20 protein-coding genes and 1 tRNA gene are annotated in these 22669 nt (G+C 39.3%); 8 read left to right on the top strand and 13 right to left on the bottom strand.

The window, feature by feature from the left end; all coding sequences use genetic code 11:
- Window positions 1–22: 22 nt before the first annotated feature.
- A complete protein-coding gene (ftsZ, locus tag RICGR_RS05290; protein WP_006034861.1) occupies window positions 23–1198 on the top strand; it encodes a cell division protein FtsZ in 1176 nt (391 codons plus the stop codon).
- 2 nt (window positions 1199–1200) lie between these two features.
- The gene (gene lpxC / locus RICGR_RS05285; RefSeq protein ID WP_006035635.1) at window positions 1201–2151 is read left to right on the top strand and encodes a UDP-3-O-acyl-N-acetylglucosamine deacetylase; all 951 of its coding nucleotides are present in this window, start codon (window positions 1201–1203) and stop codon (window positions 2149–2151) included.
- A 35-nt stretch (window positions 2152–2186) separates the two neighbouring features.
- Here lpxC and rnhA read toward each other — a convergent pair whose 3' ends face one another.
- Window positions 2187–2639 carry a ribonuclease HI gene (rnhA, locus tag RICGR_RS05280; protein ID WP_006034799.1) on the bottom strand — a complete coding sequence of 151 codons (453 nt, stop codon included), beginning with the start codon at window positions 2637–2639 and terminating at the stop codon, window positions 2187–2189.
- Entirely contained in the window at window positions 2632–3348 is a 717-nt protein-coding gene (locus RICGR_RS07520) for a class I SAM-dependent methyltransferase (RefSeq protein WP_006035247.1), read from the bottom strand. Before RICGR_RS07520 ends, rnhA begins: the two co-directional genes overlap by 8 nt.
- A gap of 274 nt (window positions 3349–3622) precedes the next feature.
- On the opposite strand from RICGR_RS07520, the gene RICGR_RS05270 reads away from it, so the two are divergent.
- Window positions 3623–4903 (top strand): transglycosylase SLT domain-containing protein, encoded by a 1281-nt coding sequence (locus RICGR_RS05270; RefSeq protein ID WP_006035781.1) that lies wholly within the window; start codon window positions 3623–3625, stop codon window positions 4901–4903.
- 45 nt (window positions 4904–4948) lie between these two features.
- Here the strand turns inward: RICGR_RS05270 and galU are convergent, their stop codons facing one another.
- Both galU and RICGR_RS05260 read right to left on the bottom strand, forming a co-directional pair.
- Window positions 4949–5830 carry a UTP--glucose-1-phosphate uridylyltransferase GalU gene (gene galU, locus RICGR_RS05265; RefSeq protein ID WP_006035723.1) on the bottom strand — a complete coding sequence of 294 codons (882 nt, stop codon included), beginning with the start codon at window positions 5828–5830 and terminating at the stop codon, window positions 4949–4951.
- Entirely contained in the window at window positions 5831–7159 is a 1329-nt protein-coding gene (locus tag RICGR_RS05260) for a UDP-glucose dehydrogenase family protein (RefSeq protein WP_006035110.1), read from the bottom strand.
- Window positions 7160–7329: 170 nt separating this feature from the next.
- Here RICGR_RS05260 and RICGR_RS05255 point away from each other — a divergent pair, with 170 nt between their 5' ends.
- Window positions 7330–8124, top strand: coding sequence for a thymidylate synthase (locus RICGR_RS05255; protein WP_006035562.1), 795 nt, complete (start codon window positions 7330–7332; stop codon window positions 8122–8124).
- A 24-nt stretch (window positions 8125–8148) separates the two neighbouring features.
- Here the strand turns inward: RICGR_RS05255 and RICGR_RS05250 are convergent, their stop codons facing one another.
- The 5 genes from RICGR_RS05250 to grpE all read right to left on the bottom strand — a co-directional run bounded on the left by RICGR_RS05250 (window position 8149) and on the right by grpE (window position 15114).
- Window positions 8149–10410 carry a hypothetical protein gene (locus RICGR_RS05250; protein WP_006034954.1) on the bottom strand — a complete coding sequence of 754 codons (2262 nt, stop codon included), beginning with the start codon at window positions 10408–10410 and terminating at the stop codon, window positions 8149–8151.
- Between the two features lie 92 nt (window positions 10411–10502).
- Window positions 10503–10979, bottom strand: coding sequence for a transcription elongation factor GreA (greA, locus tag RICGR_RS05245; RefSeq protein ID WP_006034912.1), 477 nt, complete (start codon window positions 10977–10979; stop codon window positions 10503–10505).
- 91 nt (window positions 10980–11070) lie between these two features.
- On the bottom strand, window positions 11071–12216 hold the full coding sequence (dnaJ, locus tag RICGR_RS05240; RefSeq protein ID WP_006035384.1) for a molecular chaperone DnaJ: 1146 nt from the start codon (window positions 12214–12216) through the stop codon (window positions 11071–11073).
- 110 nt (window positions 12217–12326) lie between these two features.
- Window positions 12327–14333, bottom strand: a complete 2007-nt coding sequence (dnaK, locus tag RICGR_RS05235) for a molecular chaperone DnaK (protein ID WP_040615194.1) — start codon at window positions 14331–14333, stop codon at window positions 12327–12329.
- Between the two features lie 124 nt (window positions 14334–14457).
- A complete protein-coding gene (gene grpE / locus RICGR_RS05230) occupies window positions 14458–15114 on the bottom strand; it encodes a nucleotide exchange factor GrpE (protein ID WP_006035529.1) in 657 nt (218 codons plus the stop codon).
- 225 nt (window positions 15115–15339) lie between these two features.
- On the opposite strand from grpE, the gene RICGR_RS05225 reads away from it, so the two are divergent.
- From RICGR_RS05225 to RICGR_RS05210, 4 genes are all read left to right on the top strand, one after another.
- Entirely contained in the window at window positions 15340–16233 is an 894-nt protein-coding gene (locus RICGR_RS05225) for an NAD(+) kinase (protein WP_006035146.1), read from the top strand.
- Window positions 16234–16381: 148 nt separating this feature from the next.
- Window positions 16382–17155: a triose-phosphate isomerase gene (tpiA, locus tag RICGR_RS05220; RefSeq protein WP_006035750.1), complete on the top strand. Its 774-nt coding sequence runs from the start codon at window positions 16382–16384 to the stop codon at window positions 17153–17155.
- A gap of 24 nt (window positions 17156–17179) precedes the next feature.
- Entirely contained in the window at window positions 17180–17530 is a 351-nt protein-coding gene (secG, locus tag RICGR_RS05215) for a preprotein translocase subunit SecG (RefSeq protein ID WP_006034963.1), read from the top strand.
- Between the two features lie 12 nt (window positions 17531–17542).
- Window positions 17543–17626: transfer RNA gene (locus tag RICGR_RS05210), tRNA-Leu, on the top strand.
- Between the two features lie 50 nt (window positions 17627–17676).
- Here the strand turns inward: RICGR_RS05210 and RICGR_RS05205 are convergent.
- From RICGR_RS05205 to secA, 4 genes are all read right to left on the bottom strand, one after another.
- On the bottom strand, window positions 17677–18144 hold the full coding sequence (locus tag RICGR_RS05205; protein WP_006035748.1) for a hypothetical protein: 468 nt from the start codon (window positions 18142–18144) through the stop codon (window positions 17677–17679).
- Between the two features lie 35 nt (window positions 18145–18179).
- Complete coding sequence (gene dapD / locus RICGR_RS05200; protein WP_006035480.1) at window positions 18180–19001, bottom strand: 2,3,4,5-tetrahydropyridine-2,6-dicarboxylate N-succinyltransferase; 822 nt, start codon at window positions 18999–19001, stop codon at window positions 18180–18182.
- A 106-nt stretch (window positions 19002–19107) separates the two neighbouring features.
- A complete protein-coding gene (gene map, locus RICGR_RS05195; RefSeq protein ID WP_006035304.1) occupies window positions 19108–19884 on the bottom strand; it encodes a type I methionyl aminopeptidase in 777 nt (258 codons plus the stop codon).
- Between the two features lie 27 nt (window positions 19885–19911).
- The gene (gene secA, locus RICGR_RS05190) at window positions 19912–22614 is read right to left on the bottom strand and encodes a preprotein translocase subunit SecA (RefSeq protein WP_006035710.1); all 2703 of its coding nucleotides are present in this window, start codon (window positions 22612–22614) and stop codon (window positions 19912–19914) included.
- Window positions 22615–22669 lie beyond the last annotated feature (55 nt).

Here is a 22669-nt window from a genome sequence, read left to right as displayed (position 1 = left end):
TATTGAAATTTAGGAGTTAACGATGAGCAACGAATTTGATTCCTCCAATGCACCGATTCAAAACGCTGTTATAAAAGTGATTGGTGTGGGTGGCGGTGGCGGGAATGCACTTGAGCATATGTTGGCGCAGGATATTACTGGCGTTGAGTTTATTTGTGCGAACACGGACGCTCAAGCATTGAGAAATTCTTCAGCAGAATGTTTGTTACAATTAGGACAACAAATAACCAAAGGTTTAGGCGCCGGCGCAAATCCTGAAGTCGGTCGATTGGCCGCTGAAGCGGATCGCGAGCGTATTCGAGCGGCTTTAGAAGGTGCAAATATGGTTTTTATAACGGCAGGAATGGGTGGAGGAACAGGAACAGGCGCTGCACCCGTTGTCGCAGAAATCGCTAAACAAATGAAAATTTTAACCGTTGCGGTCGTGACTAAACCGTTTGAGATTGAAGGTAAAAAGCGTTTACGCTTAGCTGAAGAGGGAATTAAACAACTGAGTCAATATGTTGATTCATTGATTACGATTCCTAATAATAAATTAATGAGTGTTTTAGATAAAGATATTAGTTTTTTAGATGCATTTAAAGCGGTAAATGATGTATTATTCGGCGCTGTCAAAGGGATTGCTGCATTAATCACGCGTACGGGCTTAATTAATGTTGATTTTGCAGACGTTAAAACAGTGATGTCAGAAATGGGCATGGCCATGATGGGAACGGGTATAGGGACAGGTTCTGAACGTGCCCGCCAAGCTGCAGAGGCAGCGATTGGTAGTCCTCTATTAGAAGATATCGATTTAGCGGGCGCACGGGGTGTCCTCGTTAATATCACGGCAGGGCCGGATCTGTCTATGCGAGAGTTTGGTGAAGTGGGTGAAGTGATTAAAAAGTTTACTTCAGAAGAAGCCAATGTTGTTATTGGTACGGTCATCGATCCTGAAATGTGTGAAGAATTACGTGTAACGATAGTGATAACAGGTCTTCTCGGAAATTTTTCACAAGGAATACCCAAAGGAACAGGAGACTCAAATCTAGTCAGGGCCGCTGACGGTAGCTTAGACTATCATCAGTTAGAACGTCCTACTGTATTGCGTAAACAAGGTATCGTTTCGTCGACGCGATCAACCAGCGAGAATGCGTCCACTGATATTGAATATTTTGATATTCCGGCTTTTTTACGTCGACAAGAAGAGGTTTCTTAAGCGTGTCTAGAAAAAATAATTCAGTTCACGTTGTACGCGCGTTAAAACAGCGTACATTAAAAAATGTTATTAAAGCTGCAGGAATTACATTGCATAGTGGTGAAACAGCCATTTTAACATTGAGACCTGCACCGATTAACACAGGAATTATTTTTCGACGAATAGATTTTAATCCTATTGTTGAAGTGCAGGCTCGCGCTGAACATGTGGGAGAAACTACCTTACAAACGACATTATTAAAAAACGGGGTTAGGGTTGCGACCATAGAACATTTGATGTCTGCTATGGCGGGTTTGGGAATTGATAATGCCTATGTTGATATTACGGCATCTGAAATTCCTATTATGGATGGAAGCGCAGGTCCTTTTATTTTTTTGATTCAGTCAGCAGGAATAGAAGAACAAAGTGCTTCTAAACGTTTTATTCGAATTAAACAAGCGATTAAAGTGACAGAAGGGGATAAATGGGCTGCTTTTGAACCTTTTGATGGCTTTAAGGTTTCCTTTGAAATTGATTTTAATCACCCTCTTTTCCAAAATCGAAGTCAAAAAGCAAGTATTGATTTTTCGACAACGTCCTATATTAAAGAAGTGAGTCGCGCACGAACATTCGGTTTTATGGCAGATTATGAAAGATTACGTGCAGTACGACTTGCGTTGGGCGGAAGTCTTGATAATGCAGTGGTCGTCGATGAGTATAGAGTGTTGAATGAAGATGGATTGCGTTATGAGGATGAATTTGTACGCCATAAAATTCTGGATGCTGTGGGTGATCTGTATTTATTAGGCCATAGCCTTATCGGGGCATTTAACGGCTACAAATCAGGTCATGCACTGAATAATTTATTATTACGACGTCTACTGAGTAATGCCGATGCGTGGGAGTATGTTGAATTTAAAGATGAAATAAAAGCCCCGTTGGCGTACCGACGAGCGGTGCTTAATGCCTGTTAGAGAGATCAATAATATATAAAAAATTTTTACGCATTTTAAAATGATCCTAATAGCTTATCGAGTGCAACGTTGGCTAAATAATCGACACGATCATTTTCTGGATGGCCGCTATGTCCTTTTACCCATTCCCAACTGATTTGGTGGCGTTCGGCTTGTAAAGCAAGTTCTTTCCATAAATCAGAATTTTTAACAGGTTTTTTATTTGCCGTCAGCCAAGCACGTCGTTTCCATTGAGGTAACCATTCAGTGATGCCTTTTTGGACATATTTTGAATCGGTAGAAAGTATAATTCGACAGGGTTTTTTTACAGCGATTAAGGCTTGGATAGCGGCCATCAGCTCCATGCGATTATTGGTGGTTGAGGCTTCTGTACCGGAGAGGGTTTTTTCTTTCCCTTGAAATCGTAAGAGCGCTGCCCAGGCTCCAGGACCTGGATTTCCTCGACAGGCACCGTCTGTAAAAATTTCAATTTTTGGTATTTTAAGCATGATGTGGTCCTCGCGCATTTGGCGCTAAGAGTTTATTATTCAGTACGGGAGGGAATTGCCAAACCAAGCCGAGGCCATTAAGGCGTTTTACACGCTTCTCAGCAATGATCAAATAAATTCCTCCCATATAAGGAATAAGCCAAGGTGATAATCGTTCTAGCCAGGCTAGTTTTTTAAAGACCCATAAACCCGGTGGACTTGATAAAGGAGGACGAAACAAAAAGCTTTCAATATGCTGAATTTCTCCTCCCAAGTGGTGTATCCATTGGCACAGTGTTTGGATGGTATGAAAATGCTTGCCCAAAATAGGTTTTTTTTTAGTGATTGAAAATAAACGATATAACCCCCACAAACTCGTAGGATTGACGCCTAATAGAATGAGATGTCCATTGGGTATTAATACGCGCCAAGCCTCAGTCAGTATTGCTTGGGCAGTATTTTTTCTTACATCTAAGGTGTGAGGCATTAGAATGAGACTCACGCTATCATTGGCAAAAGGTAAGTGAGTATATTGGCTCTCTAAATAGGCGTAGTCTATTTTGTCAGTTAATTGCCTTGGTTCTGAAGAGATGACGATTTTATGAATGATGGGGCTCGCGGTTAAGCCCAATAATAAATGGGGCCCCAATAATAGTAAATGTTGGCCCCCATAATGCGTTATGAGGTGGGCTATGCGACGATTTTCTATCTCTAAATAATATTTTTCCAAAAGTGATTCCAGGTTTATAGAGGACGAGTCGTTTATTCAACGTTCTAAGTTATTTTATGGAGCGTATTATCGCATAGGTTGTGGTCTGCTAAGAAGATATTTAGCGAAGGCAGGTAAGACATTTTTTTCATAAAAAACAATGAAAAAAAGAAGAAGTTGAGAGAGTTAAAAACCCGTTAAAATGTAATTAAAACACTTACAATATTTAACTTTAATTGATCCCTTGTAAGCCTTTTATCTTGACCTGCCTAAAAGCCCCCCGTAAGATCTCCTTATGACTAATAAAACGATTAAAATTTATACATTACTACTTTCTGTGCTGATTGTTTTAGCAGTAGGTATTACAGCTTGTGTCCAATTTCCAGATTCTAAAGCAGCAGGAATGGGCCACGAAAATGGGACAGATGAGGGTGCCCATAAAGCCCAGCAGACTTTATTTTCGAAATCGATTGAAAATAGTAGTCATTTAGCACCTCGAAATGCTCAAGCGCTTTATGGTGCCTTAGATAAAGGGACACTTTGGGCGCCCATTCGAGCGCATTTACAATTATCTGCTCGTGAGGAGAATCAGCCTCAGGTCCAGAAGCAAATTCGCTGGTTGGCTAAAAATCCTGTCTATTTAAAAGAGGCGATAAACCAAGCAGCACCTTATATTTACTATGTCTATTCGCAGGTAAGACTTCGTAATTTACCGACAGAATTGGTTTTATTGCCTATTATTGAAAGTGGCTATAATCCAAATGCGACGAACACATCTTCAGGTGCGGCAGGTCTATGGCAGTTAATGACGAGTACGGCGCGAGGATATGGTGTTCATCAGGATAGAGGCTTTGATGGTCGTCGAGATATTTATAGCTCAACGAATGCGGCTTTAAATTATCTGACGTACTTAAAAAGCTTTTTTGGTGGAGACTGGTTATTAGCCATAGCGGCTTATGATACAGGTGAGGGGAACGTACAGAACGCAATCCGCCATAATGCAGAGCGCGATAAAAACACGCATTTCTGGGCATTACCATTGGCTTCAGAAACACGTTCTTATATTCCGCGACTATTGGCGTTAGCGGCCATTGTTAAAAATCCGGCTAAATATGGCGTGAGTTTACCTCCGGTGAGTGCTAAACCTTATTTAGCGCAAGTTGACGTAAATAGCATGAGTTTGACGCATGTGGCTAAATTAGCCGGTATGAGTGTTGCAGCGTTAAAGGAATTGAATCCGGGCGTGAAAAATGCTTCGGCTTCGATTAAACACTTAGCTTTACCGATTGATAGAGTCGCGTTGTATAAAATGGAATTAGCGGCTGCTTCAAAAGGTTCAAGTAAGAATAGTTCAATTCAACTTGTCAGTAATCAGCCTCAATCAGACGTAGCGACATTGGGAGATAAGAAGAAAGATAGGTCCGATTCACAGAAGATATATTTGGTAAAAACCGGCGATACATTGAGTGATATTGCGAAACAGTATCATGTATCGGTTAAGAAAATACAAGTTTGGAATAAGCTCGATAGCGACTTCCTTAAGCCTGGCGAAAAATTAAAAATTATGCGTTCATAGCAAAAATTTTAAAACGAAGAATAATCGTTCTTCGTTTTTTTTTATTTACATAGTGTTTAAGTTTTTTAAGTAATTGGTAAATAAATCTTTAATTTCTGGATGTTTTAAAGCGTGAGCAAAGGTTGCTTTTAGATAACCTAGTTTATTTCCGCAATCATATCGCGTCCCTTCAAACTCCCACGCATAGACCCTCTCGTCTTTTAACTGGCAAGCAATGGCATCTGTCAGTTGAATTTCATCATTTTTTCCACAAGAGATTTTAGAGAGATAAGAAAAGATAGTCGGTGTCAGGATGTAACGGCCGACGACTGCTAAATGAGAAGGGGCATTTTGGTAAGGAGGTTTTTCGATGATCGAATTAACCTCACTTAATGGACCTTCTTTCAGGTTATAACCAATGACACCGTATTGTTCACTCTCTTCAGGAGCAATAGCTTGGACTGCAATAATAGTATTTTGTTTTTCCTGATAGATAGCAAGCATCTGCTTTAAACAAGGCGTTTTCGAATCAATTAAATCGTCAGCAAGCAACACTGCAAAGGCATCATTATTAATAAGAGGACGCGCGCATAAAATAGCATGTCCTAAACCCAAGGTATCCGGTTGGCGTAAATACACACAGCTCACCCCTTCCGGTAAAATATTTTTTACGATAGCTAATAGTTCTTTTTTATTGGTTTTAGCGAGTTTGGTTTCGAGCTCATAATTGGAATCAAAATGATCTTCAATGGCTCGTTTACTGCTACTGGTTATAAAAATAAGTTCATTAATTCCCGCAGCAATCGCTTCTTCTACCGCATATTGAATGAGTGGCTTGTCAACGATAGGTAGCATTTCTTTAGGACTTGCTTTGGTAGCAGGTAAAAAGCGAGTTCCTAAACCGGCTACTGGAAAAAGTGCTTTGGTGATTTTTTTTATTTTTTTCATCTAATGCCCCCCACGCCCAATACTATAGTATTTAATTTTTAATTGTTTTAAATAATTGGGGTCATAAAGATTTCTGCCATCAAAGATAACCGGATCTTTTAGACGTTTTTTAATCAGTTCGAAGTTTGGATTAAAAAAGATGTCCCACTCGGTGACGATAACTAAGGCATCGGCCTCTATTAAGGCATCTTCTGCACTCGCGCTACAGCTAAAATGATCGTGTTTGGCATATAAACGCATGGCTTCAGTCATTGCGACGGGGTCATAAGCTTGAATTTTCATTCCTTGAGCCAAGGCCGCAGTGATAAAAACGGTGCTCGGGGCTTCACGCATATCATCCGTATTGGGCTTAAACGCCAAACCCCATAAGGCAATGGTTTTCCCGTGTAGATTATGTTGAAAATACTGAGATAGTTTATTAAATAAAAGTTTTTTTTGGTTATTATTAACGTGATGAACAGCATTTAACAAACGTGCATGGTAATCCACGGATTTTGCGGTGGCTTCTAAAGCAAGTACGTCTTTCGGAAAGCAAGAGCCACCGTAACCACATCCAGGATTGATAAAATGATAACCAATCCGTGGATCGGAACCAATACCAATACGAACCTGTTCTATATCGGCGTTTAAACGTTCTGCCAGTTGACTCATTTCATTGATAAAACTAATTTTAGTCGCTAAAAAAGCATTAGCCGCATATTTTGTCAATTCAGCTGAACGAATATCCATCGCAATTAAACGATCATTGTTACGATTAAAAGGCCTATAAAGATTTCTCAGGTGGAATTCAGCGTCTTTATTTTCCGTACCAACAATAATCCGATCCGATTGCATAAAATCATTTACTGCAGCGCCTTCACGTAAAAATTCAGGATTCGAAGCAACATAAAAAGGAATCTTGAGTCCACGTTGATTAAGCTGATTTTGAATGATTGCTTTTACTTTATGAGCAGTACCGACGGGTACGGTTGACTTATTGACAATTAATTTGGGTTCAACCAATAATTGACCAATGCATTCTGCAACCTTAAGTACGTGACTTAAATCAGCAGACCCATCCTCGTCTTGGGGCGTATTCACGGTAATAAACTGATAAAAACCATGTTGAATGCCATCTTCAGGATGAGTGCTAAAATGAAGACGCCCAGCACGTAAGTTTTTATCGAGTAAATTGGGTAGATTAGGCTCATGAATAGGGCATTCACCTTGTTGTAAACGCTTTATTTTTTCTTGATCAATATCAATACAAAGCACTTTATTTCCATGTTCAGCTAAACACGCTGCTGTGACCAAGCCGACATAACCTGCACCAAAAAGATTAATTCGCATTTATTTCAAAAGAAAACAAGAACAAGGCATTTTATGAGTTTACTCTAAAGAGTCGCACTACGCGTTTTACGAGCGATAGTGTAACGTAGAATGATGATCGCTTCAATTTTAATGAACCTTACGTTACACTTTAACATTTAAAGCGTTAAAACGTTTAGTGAGTCATTTTGATGCGGGTTTATTTAGATTTTTTACACCATATTCTTAAAAAAGGGCAACCTAAAATAGATAGAACGGGAACCGGCACATTGAGTACATTTGGCTATCAAATGCGTTTTGATTTAAATCGAGGTTTTCCCCTTCTGACAACAAAAAAAATACATTTAAAAAGTGTTATCCATGAGTTATTGTGGTTTTTACGGGGGGATACCAACATTCATTATTTGAATGCGCATCAAGTTAGCATTTGGGATGAATGGGCAGATTCGAAAGGAAACTTAGGACCCATTTACGGTAAACAATGGCGATCGTGGCCAACAACAAACGATCAAAGCATTGACCAGCTGAGCACGCTTATTCAGCAAATAAATGTCAACCCTGATTCACGACGACTCATTGTCAGCGCGTGGAATGTGGGTGAGCTGAAAAAAATGGCCTTACCGCCGTGTCATTTATTATTTCAATTTTATGTCGCGAACGATCAACTTTCTTGCCAGCTTTATCAACGCAGTGCAGATGCTTTTTTAGGAGTTCCCTTTAATATCGCTTCCTACGCACTATTAACACAGATGATCGCACAACAATGTCATTTAAAAGTGGGAGAATTTATTTGGACGGGGGGTGATTGTCATATTTATTGTAACCATCTTGAACAAGTGCATTGTCAACTTGCAAGGCAACCTTATTTAGCCCCTCAATTAAAGATTTTGCGCAAGCCAAAAACCCTATTTGATTATGTGTATGATGATTTTTTAGTAACCGATTATCACTATCATCCTGCCATTAAGGCCCCTGTAGCCGTTTGAAATCATAAAGAGCTCATTAAAAAATTAAGGTTGAAAAAAACCGGGGACCTGGGTTGTTTCAATCTGAAAATCAGCGGAATAGCCGGATAACGCTTCTGCCCTACTATTATTATTCACCCACATTTGGCACATTAACTTATTAAGCTTATCTGTTTCCGTCGACGTGCTTTCCGTTTTAAGCAACGCTGTTTTTGGTTTGACTCCTTTTATTGCTATTATTGGTCTGCTATTTGTAGCCCGCTTAGATTCAAACGTTTCGTTATTAACGATAGATTCAGCTTTCATTGCATGCAATATTCTTTCAAATCGCTCTGCTAATTCGACAACTCTATCATGTAAATAAGAGCGGTTAAATAGACCTCTCACGGCATTCAACGATTTTTCTTTAATTTTTTGCATGATAATCAGAACTGCAGAAAGCGTGGCGTCCGTATTTTCGTTGAAATCGCATTTAATCATTTGAAGACTTTTAGCCAGATCCAGGTAGAGTTCAGCACATTCCTTATTTCTTCTTTCTGCAAGATTTTGAAGTTTTACTATTTTTCTCCAGATTGTTAATATCCCATAGGCGATAGAAATTAAAAATGAAGGATGTTCTTTTTCTACCAAGAGGCTATTGTAATGATCTAAATGATTTTTAAGATCGTTGAATATGTGAATTAATCCCTTATAATTCGTGCCTTTTAGAGACTCTAAGGCCTGTGTTATTAAATGGGAGTCTTGTTTTATATGCTCAATAATACGTTTTCTGACGACCCCTTGACATTGAAATACGTTAACAAGAAACGATTCTTTTTCATTCTCTGAAAATTCAAATAGATTGACTTGTGCATTTAATAAATTCTGCAAGAGCTGGATATTTTGTGTTTTTAAGACTTTCTGGAGCAACACATAACCCACTGTTTGGTTTCGATGAGGAATGTATAATCGAATCAGAGAAGATTTGTCCATATGCACCGTTTGCCAAATATGATCAAAAACAAAATGACTGAGGCCTGTATTCTCCTGAAATACCCTAATTAAAAACGGCTCTTCCTCATGGCACGGAAACTCATACCAACGTGCACAGGCATTTAATAACGTTTTCATTGCTTCCCGATTGTGGGTTTCCAAGGCTTTTTTTAACAAAATATAACCCACCGTCCTTCTCGTTTCCAACATTTTATGAATGTCCAGTTGAATGAGTGCAGCAGCGTCATCATAAATAAGAGGATTATAGGGTTGATAAATAAATTGCAATGCGTTCATACGATGTTCAGATCCCGTGACTATCGGGTTTTTATCCCCTAATAAAAGAGCAAATCGCGTTTCTAATTGTTTTTCTTTTTCTAACGTTTTGTTCGGATCAGATTGAAGTTGTTTCAATGATTCCAACGTGCTGAGCGCTATTTTGAACAGTCGAGATTGTGACAAATGTGTTTCTTTGAAATGTTCTAAGTTCAATTTAGAGAGGCGTTGTTGAAGCGCTCGATAGGTTTTTAGTGTGTTTTCATCGACAGGTTCCAGTAATGTTATTTTAAGTTGAGGATTATTATCTAATAGATCCAGCAAAGCAGAATAAGCAAAAGGATCGGAAATACGGCCTAAAATTAATGATTTAAGCGTAGGATGTTGTTTCAAAACTTCACAAAAGGCCTGCCAGGCTGACGGATTTGCTTCGGTAATGTCAAGATGTAACGTGTCTAGTTTGGCATAAAGTAAAAAAGCAACTAGGTTTTCGATATACGCAGATAGCGAAAAAGGCTTTAGAATAAGTTTTTTTAAACACGTATTTTGGACTAATGTATTTAAGAATTGCTTATAAAAATGGTGCGTCGTCAACAGGTCAATCTGATGATTGGAATAAAAAAAAAGTTGATCCAGCTCAATGAAATCCCATAACTGAGTGAGCAAAGAGAGTAAGCTTTTTTCTAATGCCTCTAGTTGCCTTTTGGGACTGTTAACTCCCTTTTTTGGATATCTAACAGCGAAATTCAATGGCATATTTTTTAACGGATGACGAGAAGACAGGGGCGTTATTGAAAAATCTTCATGATTACCTTCCGAGCAATGTGCGATCGGTTGAATCACAGATTCTAAAGATCGTGAAAGCGGTTTTCTGAGAGAAAAATCTGGAACGACTTGAATTTTTTTTAAAATAATCTGTAAAGGAAATTTAAATGTGTTTGCTTTGAGAGAGGTAAGATTTTTTTTAATGTCACAAATATTATCCGAAAAAAGCGTATCGTTTTTTAATTCAAAAACACCCGTTTCAAGAAAGTTTTCCAATGCAAAGGTGAAAAACATAATAATTCCTTTTATTTTAATAATTTTTAATAAGTCTAACCGAATTTAATTCGTTTGAATAGATTAACGAGATTAATAGAAATTTTAACCGTTTAGATATATTCGACTTTGTCGATTGCTAAATTAACTAAACCGGAAGGTGTTTGAACTTCGACCAGATCACCTTCTTCTTTGCCAATAAGTGCACGTGCAATAGGCGAGGCGACCGATATTTTTGAATGTTTAATATCGGCTTCATCTTCACCGACGATTTGATAAGTGACCTGTTCATGCGTGTGCGTATTCATCAAATGGATGGTCGATCCAAAAATGACTTTTCCTAAGTTATTAAGTTTCGTAACATCAATAATTTGAGCACTTGCTAATTTATTTTCGATTTCAGTAATGCGACCTTCAATAAAACCTTGCATTTCTTTGGCAGCATGATACTCAGCATTTTCCTTCAGATCACCATGAGAACGGGCTTCTGCGATAGCCGCAATAACTTGTGGTCGTTTTAAGGTTTTTAGTTGGTGAAGTTCTTTCTTTAAGTATTGAGCACCACTGATAGTCATAGGAATTTTTTTCATGAGGTTTCTCTAATTACTGGGTAGCGTTCATCAGCATCTTATCTGAAGTTGATTTTTTGATCATACCTTTTTTAATTTAACTTTTCGAGCGTCAGTATTGCTTACTGAAAAACTTCTTTACATGTTCAAACCATATTTTTGCTTTTGGATAATGATTCCCATTTTTTAACGCATTCTCAAGCGCTATAACTAATTCCTTTTGTGCCTTCGTTAAATGAACCGGCGTTTCTACACTCACACGACAGAGTAAATCACCCGTTCCTCCCGGGCGACCTGGAACGCCTTTCCCACGTAAGCGTAATACTTTCCCACTTTGTGTTTCAGGGGGTATATGTAAATTGACGATACCGGTTAATGTGGGAATTTGTATATCGCCACCTAACAATGCTAAGGTTAAATGAATAGGAACATCGCAATATAAATTATTTCCTTCTCGTTTGAATAAAGGATGTGGTTTAAGATGAATTTGTACATAAAGATCACCTGCGGGGGCACCACGATGACCTGCTTCACCTTCACCTGCTAAACGAATCCGATTTCCTTCGTCTATTCCTGCAGGAATTTTCACCGCTAATGTTTTCGTTTCTTGAACATGGCCTTGGCCACGGCAATCTGGGCAAGGCGTTGTGATGATACGCCCTTCGCCATGGCACTCAGGGCACGTTTGTTGGATTGTTAAAAAACCTTGTTGTATGCGAACTTGTCCTTGACCCCCACACGTTTTACAAACAATAGGCTTCGTCCCTTTACGGGCACCTGAACCCTGGCAGCTTTTGCAGGTCACAAGACGTGGGATACGGATTTGTACGGTAGTCCCGTGAATGGCAGATTCTAAATCTAATTCGAGTGTATAGCGTAAATCAGCACCTCGTTGTGCACGCTGGCTTTGTTGGGGACCGCCACGATTACCAAAAATGTTACCGAAGACATCACCAATATCACCAAAAACATCATTAAAATTAAAGCCCTGTGCATTCCCACTCGTTCCTGTGGACTCTACACCCGCATGGCCAAATTGATCATAGGCAGCACGCTTTTTAGAATCGGATAAAACGTCATAGGCTTCACTGATCGCTTTAAATTTTTCCTCCGCTTCTTTTGCTTGTTGGGTTTCAGCAGCATGATGCTTATCAGGATGGTATTTCATAGCTAATTTACGGTAAGCTTTTTTTAGTTCACTGTCGGTTGCATGACGGGATACACCCAGTGTTTCATAATAATCAGTTTTTTTTGCCATAATAAGAACCAAAAATTGTACTGCTCAACGAAGGATTTTAAAGCGTTGATAGAATAGTTAGATTTGACCGCGTTACTCGTTAATAACGAGTAACGCGGAATTGGATACGGTTATCCTTTATTTTTATCGTTATCTTTTTTGTCCTTATCTTTCACTTCTTCAAATACGGCATCAACAACATCGTCTTTGTTGTCTTTAGCGCTCTCTGTTTGCTCGTGAGGAGCGTCGTCCGTTTGATTTGCGGTGGTGGTATCCTGGGCACTCGCATCGGGTTGTGCATGGAGACGGTCAGACATTTTGCTCGATGTTTCTGTAAGCGCTTTTAGTTTAGCTTCAATGTTTTCTTTGTCAGTGCCTTTCAACGCGTCTTTTAATTCCTCGATTGCTTTTTCTAATTGAGCTTTTTCATCGGCGTTAATTTTATCACCGGCATTGGTTAAAGCCTTACTAACGCCATCGATTAAACTGTCTGCTTCATTCCGTGTTTTAATAAGCTCGCGGAATTTGCGATCCTCATCCGCATGTATTTCAGCGTCCTTGACCATTTTTTGAATTTCTTCTTCAGATAAACCACTACCGGATTTGATAACAATCTTTTGTTCTTTCCCCGTTGTTTTATTTTTAGCAGATACGTTAATAATACCGTTTGCATCGATATCAAAGGTGACTTCGATCTGTGGTGTACCGCGTGGACCCGGCGGAATATCTGTCAAGTCAAAACGTCCCAAGGTTCTATTGTCTTTCGCTTGTTCTCTTTCACCTTGCAATACATGTATGGTTACTGCGGGCTGATTATCTTCTGCCGTTGAAAATACTTGGCTTTTCTTAGTAGGAATAGTGGTATTTCTTTCAATAAGCGGCGTCATGATTCCGCCTAAGGTTTCTATTCCTAATGAAAGCGGAGTCACATCGAGCAACAGTACATCTTTCACATCACCCGCTAATACACCACCTTGAATAGCAGCACCTATCGCGACGGCTTCATCAGGGTTGACATCATGGCGCGCTTCCTTACCGAAATAATTTTTAACAATTTCTTGTACTTTAGGCATGCGGGTTTGTCCACCCACTAAAATAATTTGTGATATCTCTTCAACAGAAAGTTTGGCATCTTTAATGGCTTTTTTGCAGGGTTCTATGCTTTGTTTGATAAGATCGTCAACAAGAGACTCCAGTTTAGCACGCGTTAATTTAATATGAAGATGTTTAGGGCCACTACTATCAGCGGTAATATAAGGGAGATTAATATCCGTTTCGTGGGTTGACGAAAGTTCTATCTTCGCTTTTTCAGCGGCTTCTTTGAGTCGTTGTAAAGCAAGTGGATCCTTGTGTAAGTCAATACCTTGGTCCTTTTTAAATTCATCGGCTAAATAATTAATAACGCGCAAATCAAAATCTTCACCACCGAGAAAAGTATCGCCATTCGTTGCGAGTACTTCGAATTGATGCTCGCCATCCACTTCGGCGATTTCAATAATGGAAATATCAAAAGTACCACCACCTAAATCATAAACGGCTATTTTGGCATCAGTCCCTTTTGCGCTTTTGTTTTTTTTATCTAATCCATAAGCGAGTGCTGCAGCGGTAGGCTCATTGATAATACGCTTAACCTCTAAACCCGCAATTCGGCCTGCATCTTTCGTTGCTTGACGTTGTGAATCATTAAAGTAAGCGGGCACGGTAATAATCGCATCTTTTACTTCATAGCCTAAATATTTCTCAGCGTCCCTTTTTAATTTCATTAAGATTTGCGCAGAAATTTCTTGGGGAGACAATTTTTTACCGTTGACTTCAACCCAAGCATCTCCGTTTTTTGCAGGAACGATCTTATAGGGAACCATCTTGATATCTTTTTGTACTTCAGCATCAGTAAATTTACGACCTATCAAGCGTTTTACGGCAAAAATAGTTTCAGCCGGCTTCGTGACGGATTGACGCTTAGCCACTTCACCTACTTTAATTTCATTATGATCAAAACTAACAATAGAGGGTGTAGTTTTCCGACCTTCTATGTTATCAATGACCTTTGCTTTGCCTCCTTCCATAATAGCCATGCAAGAGTTTGTCGTACCCAAATCGATGCCGATTATAGTGTTTTTTGGTTGTGCACTTGCCATAAATTTCTCCGCGATAAGTAACTCATTTTTTACTGGTATCAATTGAGTTGAAAATAATTGGTTGATTGAAAACTAGCAACTTCTCTTAAAATTGGGTTAAAAGTTCAATTTTCAAGGTATAAAATCAAGAAGTTTTTTCTTTTGATTTGGCGACCACGACAAGCGCAGGTCGAATGAGTCTACCATGCAATAAATAACCTTTCTGTAATACGCGTATAATGGTATTCGGCGTCATCTCATCATTTTCTTCTGCAAGCATGGCTTCATGAAAGTGAGCGTCAAAGGGCTGGCCAGCAGGCTCTATCGATTTAACACCGTTCTTTTCTAATAAGTGTTCTAGCTGTTTGAGTGTCAGTTGAATACCGGATAACGCGGCATCTTGTTCTTTCGTTTTCGCATGAAAAAGCGCTGTTTCTAAACTGTCTTTTATAGGCAATAATTCGTTAATAAATTTTTCTAATGAAAATTTATGGGCATTCTCAATGTCACGTTTAGCGCGGCGTTGAATATTATCCATTTCCGCCAACTGATATATTTTTTGTTCTTCGAGATGCGTTAATTGATTTTTCGTGTCATTGAGTTGCTTTTCCGCCTCTTGTAATTGAAATTTTAGTGCTTTATAGGAAGGATGTTTTAATAGTTTTTCTTCCTCCTTCGGCGTCGATTTTTTCTTTTCTGAGGAAATTTCCTCTTCTTTTGGGGTTGAACGAGAGGAGTCTTGTTTTGCTGTAGTGCTCAACTTTTCCCAAGTCGTTTTTTTAGAAGTGTCTTTTTCAGTCATTTCTGACGGCTCCCATTGTTAAAAGTTAATGATCTACACATGTAGAAAATAGAGATATACCCATAAATTATGGAGATTTCAATGTTGGGATTCAAGAGTGAGATCGAAATTGACGCTAAAATTTAACTAAAAAATGAATCAAGACTACTATATAAAGATACCCTGAGTTGACGCGATAAAAAGTTTCGACCAGGATATTGTCGATTTTTTCATGAGCTCAAAACTATGCGTAAAATTTTTACAACTATTGGTTTGATTGGTCGGCAAGGGATGAAAGACGTGAGTGATACACTCAGAGTCATCGTGGACTATTTGCAATCTCATCATTATGAAGTCTTAATAGAAGACGACATTGCATATTGTTTTAAAAATCGTCGATTGTTTTCAAGCACACGGGATCAGTTAGCGCAAAAGGTTGATTTGCTGATTGTGGTGGGTGGTGATGGAAGTCTTATCAACGCGGCTCATAGTGCTGTAAAACATAATACGCCCGTATTAGGTGTCAATCGCGGCCGCCTTGGTTTTCTTACGGATATTCATCCACAGGATTTAGAAAATAAAATAGGGGAGGTATTAACCGGAAATTATCAGGAGGAGAAACGGTTTTTACTGAGTGCAACGATTGCGATGCCATTAGAGAAGGTGCAACAAGCGAGTGGCATTGCCTTAAATGAAGTGGTATTGATGCCGGGCAATGTCGCACGAATGATTGAATTTTCCATCAGGATTGACGATCAATTTGTTTGTGTTCAACAAGCAGATGGCTTGATTGTTGCAACGCCAACCGGATCAACCGCTTATGCGTTATCAGGTGGAGGTCCGATTTTGTATCCACAACTGGAGGCTATTGTTTTAGTTCCTATGTTTCCGCACACCTTAAGTGCAAGGCCCATTGTTGTTTCATCAAAAAGTCATATTGTCATTCATATCGATACACACAGTACCGCAGCGCCCGGGTTAAGTTGCGATGGTCAAGAACGTCTATCCGTTCCTGTCGGTGCTAACATTAGTATTCAAAAACATACAAAACCACTTCGATTAATTCATCCCTTGGATTATAATTACTTTGAAACGTTACGAAGTAAATTACACTGGCATAAATACAATCCAACGAAATAAAATTTATTATTGATGTATGTGACAGTGTCAATTCTCAAAATTTACAAACAAAAGAAATTGGTTTTGGATTAAAAAGAGCGAACGACTAGATTTTGAAATAGGCTAGGCTAACGATTGATTGAATAAAAGGCTTAGAGGAATTTAAAGAATGCGTGGACAATATATTATTGGTAATTGGAAGATGAATGGATGTAAAACGTCGGTCACTTCATTACTCAATGCACTTAGAGATGTTGAAAAAAAAGAGCAGTCCAATGTGACGATGGTCGTTTGCCCTCCTTACATTTTCCTTGATAAAACTCAAAAAATGCTTGAAAAAAGCCCCTTGCAATGGGGAGGGCAAAATATGGCTGCTGAGCCAGAAGGACCCTATACTGGTGAAATATCAGGCTTGATGCTCTATGAATTTGGTTGTCGATATGTATTGCTCGGTCATTCAGAACGTCGCCAGCATTATGCTGAAACCAATGATCAAATCGCAAAGAAATTTAATTTAGCGGTAAACTCGGGACTGACGCCCATTCTTTGTGTGGGTGAAACATTAGCTGAACGTCAAGCGAATCAAACACAAGTCGTATTACAAACGCAATTAGAAAAAATCATCGCGCATGCGAGTCCTTTATTACCACAGGCTATCATTGCTTACGAGCCTGTTTGGGCGATTGGTACGGGCGTATCTGCTGAGCCTGAGCAAGCGCAGGAAATACATCAATTTTTACGGGATCAAATTAGAATGGTGGATTCGGACCTTGCGCAAATATTACCTATACTGTATGGTGGCAGTGTTAAAATCAGCAATGCTAACGCATTGTTTCAGATGCCTGATATCGATGGCGGTTTGATTGGTGGTGCGTCGTTAGATGCTTCGGAATTTTTATCCATTTATGAAATCATGACCTCCATTGAACGTCATAACAGTTAAATTTTAGTGCCCATAAGTTGTTTTATGTTACAGCAGTTTTTAGTTTTAATGCATGTTATTATTTCCTTAGCGTTAATTGCTTTGGTCTTGATACAACAAGATAAGGGGGCTGAGTTAGGCGCAACGTTTGGAAGCGCGGCTTCGCAGACCGTTTTTGGTAGTCAGGGTTCGAGTTCTTTTTTACTAAAATTAACGGGGTTATTCGCTTTATTATTTTTTATGACCAGCTTAAGTTTAGGTTATCTTGCAGGACATCGCGCAAAACAGGATCCTATCCAAAATTTAGTGAACAGAGGGCACGCTTCGTCGTTCGCTCAACAGAGTGAACCACCGCGCCTTGAACATGAACCACCTTATCCGCACCCTTCCGATTAATCGTTTTTCGTTGCCGAAGTGGTGAAATGGTAGACACGCCGTCTTGAGGGGGCGGTAGCGAAAGCTGTGCCGGTTCGAGTCCGGCCTTCGGCACCATGAACCAATGTTGTGTGTGTTTATTGCGAGAAAATTTTTATGAATGCCAGTTATTTTTTGTTCTTGGGTAACTCCGATGAATGGTGGGATGAAATCAACCATTTATTTCCATTCCATAGATAAGTAAATGTATAGCGTGCATGAAGTTTTTTCTTACCTTTTAATGTAAAGGTGTATAAACCGCTATCAATGGCTTTATTACAGCCTATTTTTATCGTTCGCGAATCAATTTTTCCAATAGGGTGTTGGCTTAAGAACGTTTTAAAGTATTCAATGCGTTCAATACTCGTGACCCGTGGTTTGCTTGAGAGTGTGGCCAACAAGATCGCGTTATCAGTATAGTTTTTATCCACTTTAAGTGGGTTTCTCGTTTTAAGTGATGTATTCCAGCGATCAAATAACGCAGCTATCGTTTGCTTGTTCGTTTTAACACACGCCATATGGTTCGTACTCATCGCCAAAGTAGAAGCACTAAAGCAACTGAGCAAAAAACTGGCAATAATCATTTTTCGATACATTAAGAATATCCTTATAAAAATTTATGAATTTAATTTCAATACGCTCTCAGTAACTCATTAATAGCTACGTTAGCACGGATGCGACTATCAATTTGTTTGATAATAACAGCGCAATTTAATTGGCACTTTCCTGTTTTGGAGGGAAGGCTTCCTGCGAGAACGACTGAACCTGCAGGAACTTGACCATAAGTAATTTCATCTGTCGTACGGTTATAAATAGGTGTACTGCGTCCAATAAACACACCCATCCCAATCACACTATTTTCTTTAACAATGACACCCTCTACAATTTCTGAGCGTGCTCCAATAAAACAATGATCTTCAATAATGGTGGGTTTCGCTTGTAAAGGCTCGAGTACACCACCAATTCCAACGCCACCCGATACATGAACATTTTTTCCAATTTGTGCGCAGGAGCCTACGGTTGCCCACGTATCGATCAGGCTTCCTTCATCGACATAAGCACCTATATTGACAAAGGATGGCATAAGGATAGTATTTTTAGCAATATAAGCGCCTTGTCGAACAGAAGCATTGGGTACGATACGTAAACCTTGTTCTTCAAATTGCTTTTTAGTGTAATGTGAAAATTTTAATGGAATTTTATCAAAGTAATGGGTATATCCCGCATCGATGTGTGCATTTTTGCTTAATCGAAAAAATAATAAAATCGCTTCTTTTACCCAGGTATGAACGAACCATTGATTGTGTTTTTTCTCAGCGACACGCAACTTACCTTGATTAAGTAATTCAATTACTTCTAAAACAGCCGATTGATGTGCAGGATGAATGGTTTCTGCATCCATTTTATTGATATTTTTATACGTTGTTTCGACGATCGTTTTTAAAGATTCCATAAACGCGGTTATATTCCAATTTGAATGATCAATCAAAGTATACGTGACTACCAAAAAAAGCAAGAAATAGGGATGAATATCAATGGGTTATCCGATTTTTTATTATTCAAATAATAGTTTGTTCTTCCTTGCGTTTTGTGAATACGTCGTATCCATTTGAGGTAACCAGCAAGGTGTGTTCCCATTGTGCGGATAAACTATGATCTTTGGTAACCACCGTCCAATGGTCAGGCATCAGCTTAACAAAACGCTTACCAGCATTGATCATAGGTTCAATGGTGAATGTCATACCAGGAACGAGTTGGACTCCTGTTCCTGCCTGACCATAATGGAGTACTTGCAGATCTTCGTGAAATATTCGACCAATCCCATGGCCACAATATTCACGTACGACCGAAAAGCCTTCTGATTCCGCAAAATGTTGTATGCACGCGCCAATATCACCGAGATGAATACCGGGTTTGACTAATTGTATGGCTTTATATAAACATTCTTGAGTGACCCTGGATAAACGTTGCGCTAATATCGAAGGTTTTCCAACAAAAAACATTTTACTGGTATCCCCGTGGTAACCATCTTTAATAACCGTCACGTCAATATTAAGCATATCTCCCGTTTTTAACACCCGATCGCTGGGAATCCCATGGCACACTTGATGATTGATAGACGTACAAATTGATTTAGGAAAACCGCGGTAATTTAAAGGCGCAGGAATGGCGTGTTGTTCATTGACAATGTAATCGTGACAGATTTTGTTTAGCTGATTGGTGGTAACGCCTGCTTTTACATGCGGTTCAATCATTTCCAAAACTTCTGCAGCCAATCGACCTGCAGCCTTCATTTTTTCAATTTCTAATGCTGTTTTTATAATAATCGATGACATAATACGTTTTTAATTGAAGCTCATAAATTAATGGATTTGACCATGACAATATTTATATTTTTTTCCAGACTGACAAGGGCACGGATCATTACGCCCTATTTTATTAAAATGACGCTGTGTAGTCTGTGGAAAGGTTGTTTCAGCGGTTTCAGCGTTATTTGGGGTATATAACGGGTGGTGCTGAAAATCAAGAAGTTGTGGAATTTGTTGACGTCGCTGTTCTTCTAAACGCATCGCATCTTCAGGGGTGCTCATTTGCAGACAACTGAGCAAGCTTGTGACTTGATATTTTAACTGATCTAAAAGTTCAGAAAATAATATAAACGATTCACGTTTGTATTCTTGTTTTGGATTTTTTTGTGCATAACCACGAAGATGAATCCCCTGGCGTAAATGATCCATAGCGGCGAGATGTTCTTTCCACAACGTATCAAGGGTTTGTAGCATTAATGTTTTTTCAACTTGACGGAGCGTCGCCGAACCAAACAGATTTTCTTTTTCAACATAGGCATTTTGAGCCGCTTGGGTTATTTTTTCACGAAGATTTTCTTCCAGAAAATGAGGGTCTTTTAACCAAGTATCAATGGGTAAATCCAGACAAAAGTCTTGCTTTAACTGATTTTTTAAACCAGGAATATCCCATTCTTCTTCTAGGCTTTGAGGAGGGACATGTTGTTCAATAACACGGTAAATAACATCAGCCCAAAGGTTATGAATGACCGGTGAAATATCCTCAGTCGCTAATAATTCGTGACGTTGTTCATAAATCACTTTACGTTGTTCATTAGCGACGTTGTCAAATTCTAATAATTGTTTGCGTACATCAAAGTTACGTCCTTCAACTTTACGTTGTGCATTTTCTATCGCGCGCGTGATCCAGCGATGTTCTATCGCTTCACCGGGCTGCATTCCAATTTTTTGCATAATCATCGCAACACGATCCGAGGCAAATATTCGCATGAGATTATCGTGTAGTGACAAATAAAAACGTGAAGAACCCGGATCACCTTGCCGACCAGAACGTCCTCTCAATTGATTGTCAATCCGACGTGATTCATGACGCTCACTACCAATAATATGCAAACCGCCGGCTGCAATGACCTCATCATGTCTTTTTTGCCAGTTGCGTTTATGTCGTTCGATTTCTTTTGCAGACGTATTACGCGGCAACGCAGCAAGTTCAGCTTTTAAATTGCCTCCTAAAACAATATCCGTTCCACGACCCGCCATATTCGTTGCAATGGTCACTGTCCCGGGCCGACCTGCTTCGGCAATAATTTGAGCTTCTTTTTCGTGAAATTTGGCATTAAGGACTTGATGGGGAATGTTTTCTCGCTGTAATAACCGTGATAAATATTCTGATGTCTCAATGGATGCTGTGCCGACTAATATAGGTTGTTGTCGTGCACGACAGGCTTTAATATCATCAATGATGGCATTAAATTTTTCATCTTTGGTGAGATAAATTTGATCCGCTAAATCAAGCCGTGAAATGGGCAAATGGGTCGGAATAACAACGACTTCTAAATTATAAATTTGTTGAAATTCATAGGCTTCCGTATCGGCGGTGCCTGTCATTCCTGCCAATTTATGATAGAGGCGAAAGTAATTTTGGAACGTAATAGACGCTAAGGTTTGATTTTCATTTTGGATGTGCGTCTTTTCTTTTGCTTCGACCGCTTGATGTAAACCATCGGACCAACGTCGACCGGACATTAAACGCCCTGTATGCTCATCGACAATAACAACTTGATTATTTTGCACGATATAATCAACATCACGATGAAATAAATAATGTGCGCGAAGCGCTGCATACACATGATGCATTAATCCAATCGTTGTGAGATGATAGAGATTCTCACCCGGCTTTAATAAACCTTGTTTGACTAACAGTTCTTCTACTTTCTGGTGTCCTTCTTCCGTTAAATAAGCGTGTTTGGTTTTTTCGTCGAGATAAAAATCGCCAGGACCCTCTTCTTCTTTTCTCAAAACGAGCTGAGGAATAATGTGATCGATTTTAATATAAAGTTCAGAACTTTCTTCACTTGCACCAGAAATAATTAACGGCGTGCGTGCTTCATCAATTAAAATGGAATCGACTTCATCCACAATGGCAAAATTTAAAAGACGTTGTGACTTCTCTGCCAATGAAAAAGCCATGTTATCACGCAAATAATCAAAGCCAAATTCGTTATTGGTCCCATACGTAATATCCGCCGCATACGCGGCTTGGCGTTCTGGTAGAGGAAGATCCGATACGATGACCCCCGTACTTAAGCCTAAAAAGGAATAAACAGGCCTCATCCATTCTGCATCGCGTTGTGCTAAATAATCATTGACAGTAACGATGTGGACACCTAAACCACTGAGCGCGTTCAAATAAGCAGGAAGGGTTGCGACTAACGTTTTACCTTCACCTGTGCGCATTTCAGCAATTTTTCCACGGTGCAAAACCATGCCACCAATTAATTGCACATCGAAATGGCGTAAACCTAATACACGAACACTGACTTCACGTACCACCGCAAAGGCTTCTATAAGAAGCTCATCTAAAGAACAACCATCGTTTAAACGGGCTTTGAATTCGGCGGTTTTGGCTTGCAGTTGTGTGTCAGACAAACGTTGCATGCGGGGTTCTAACTGATTAATCGCCGCTACATTTTTTTCGAATTGTTTTAATAATCGTTGATTACGACTGGGAACCCATTTACTTAAAAGCTTAGAAATCATAACGTTAAAAAAATCTCAATGCGCTTTACTCACGTTTTGGACGAAAGCTTAGAAT

This window comes from Rickettsiella grylli (genome assembly GCF_000168295.1).
GTDB classification, from domain to species: domain Bacteria; phylum Pseudomonadota; class Gammaproteobacteria; order Diplorickettsiales; family Diplorickettsiaceae; genus Aquirickettsiella; species Aquirickettsiella grylli.
The sequence above is the reverse complement of the archived record's forward strand: the minus strand, read 5'-3'. Positions and strand labels throughout refer to the sequence as shown.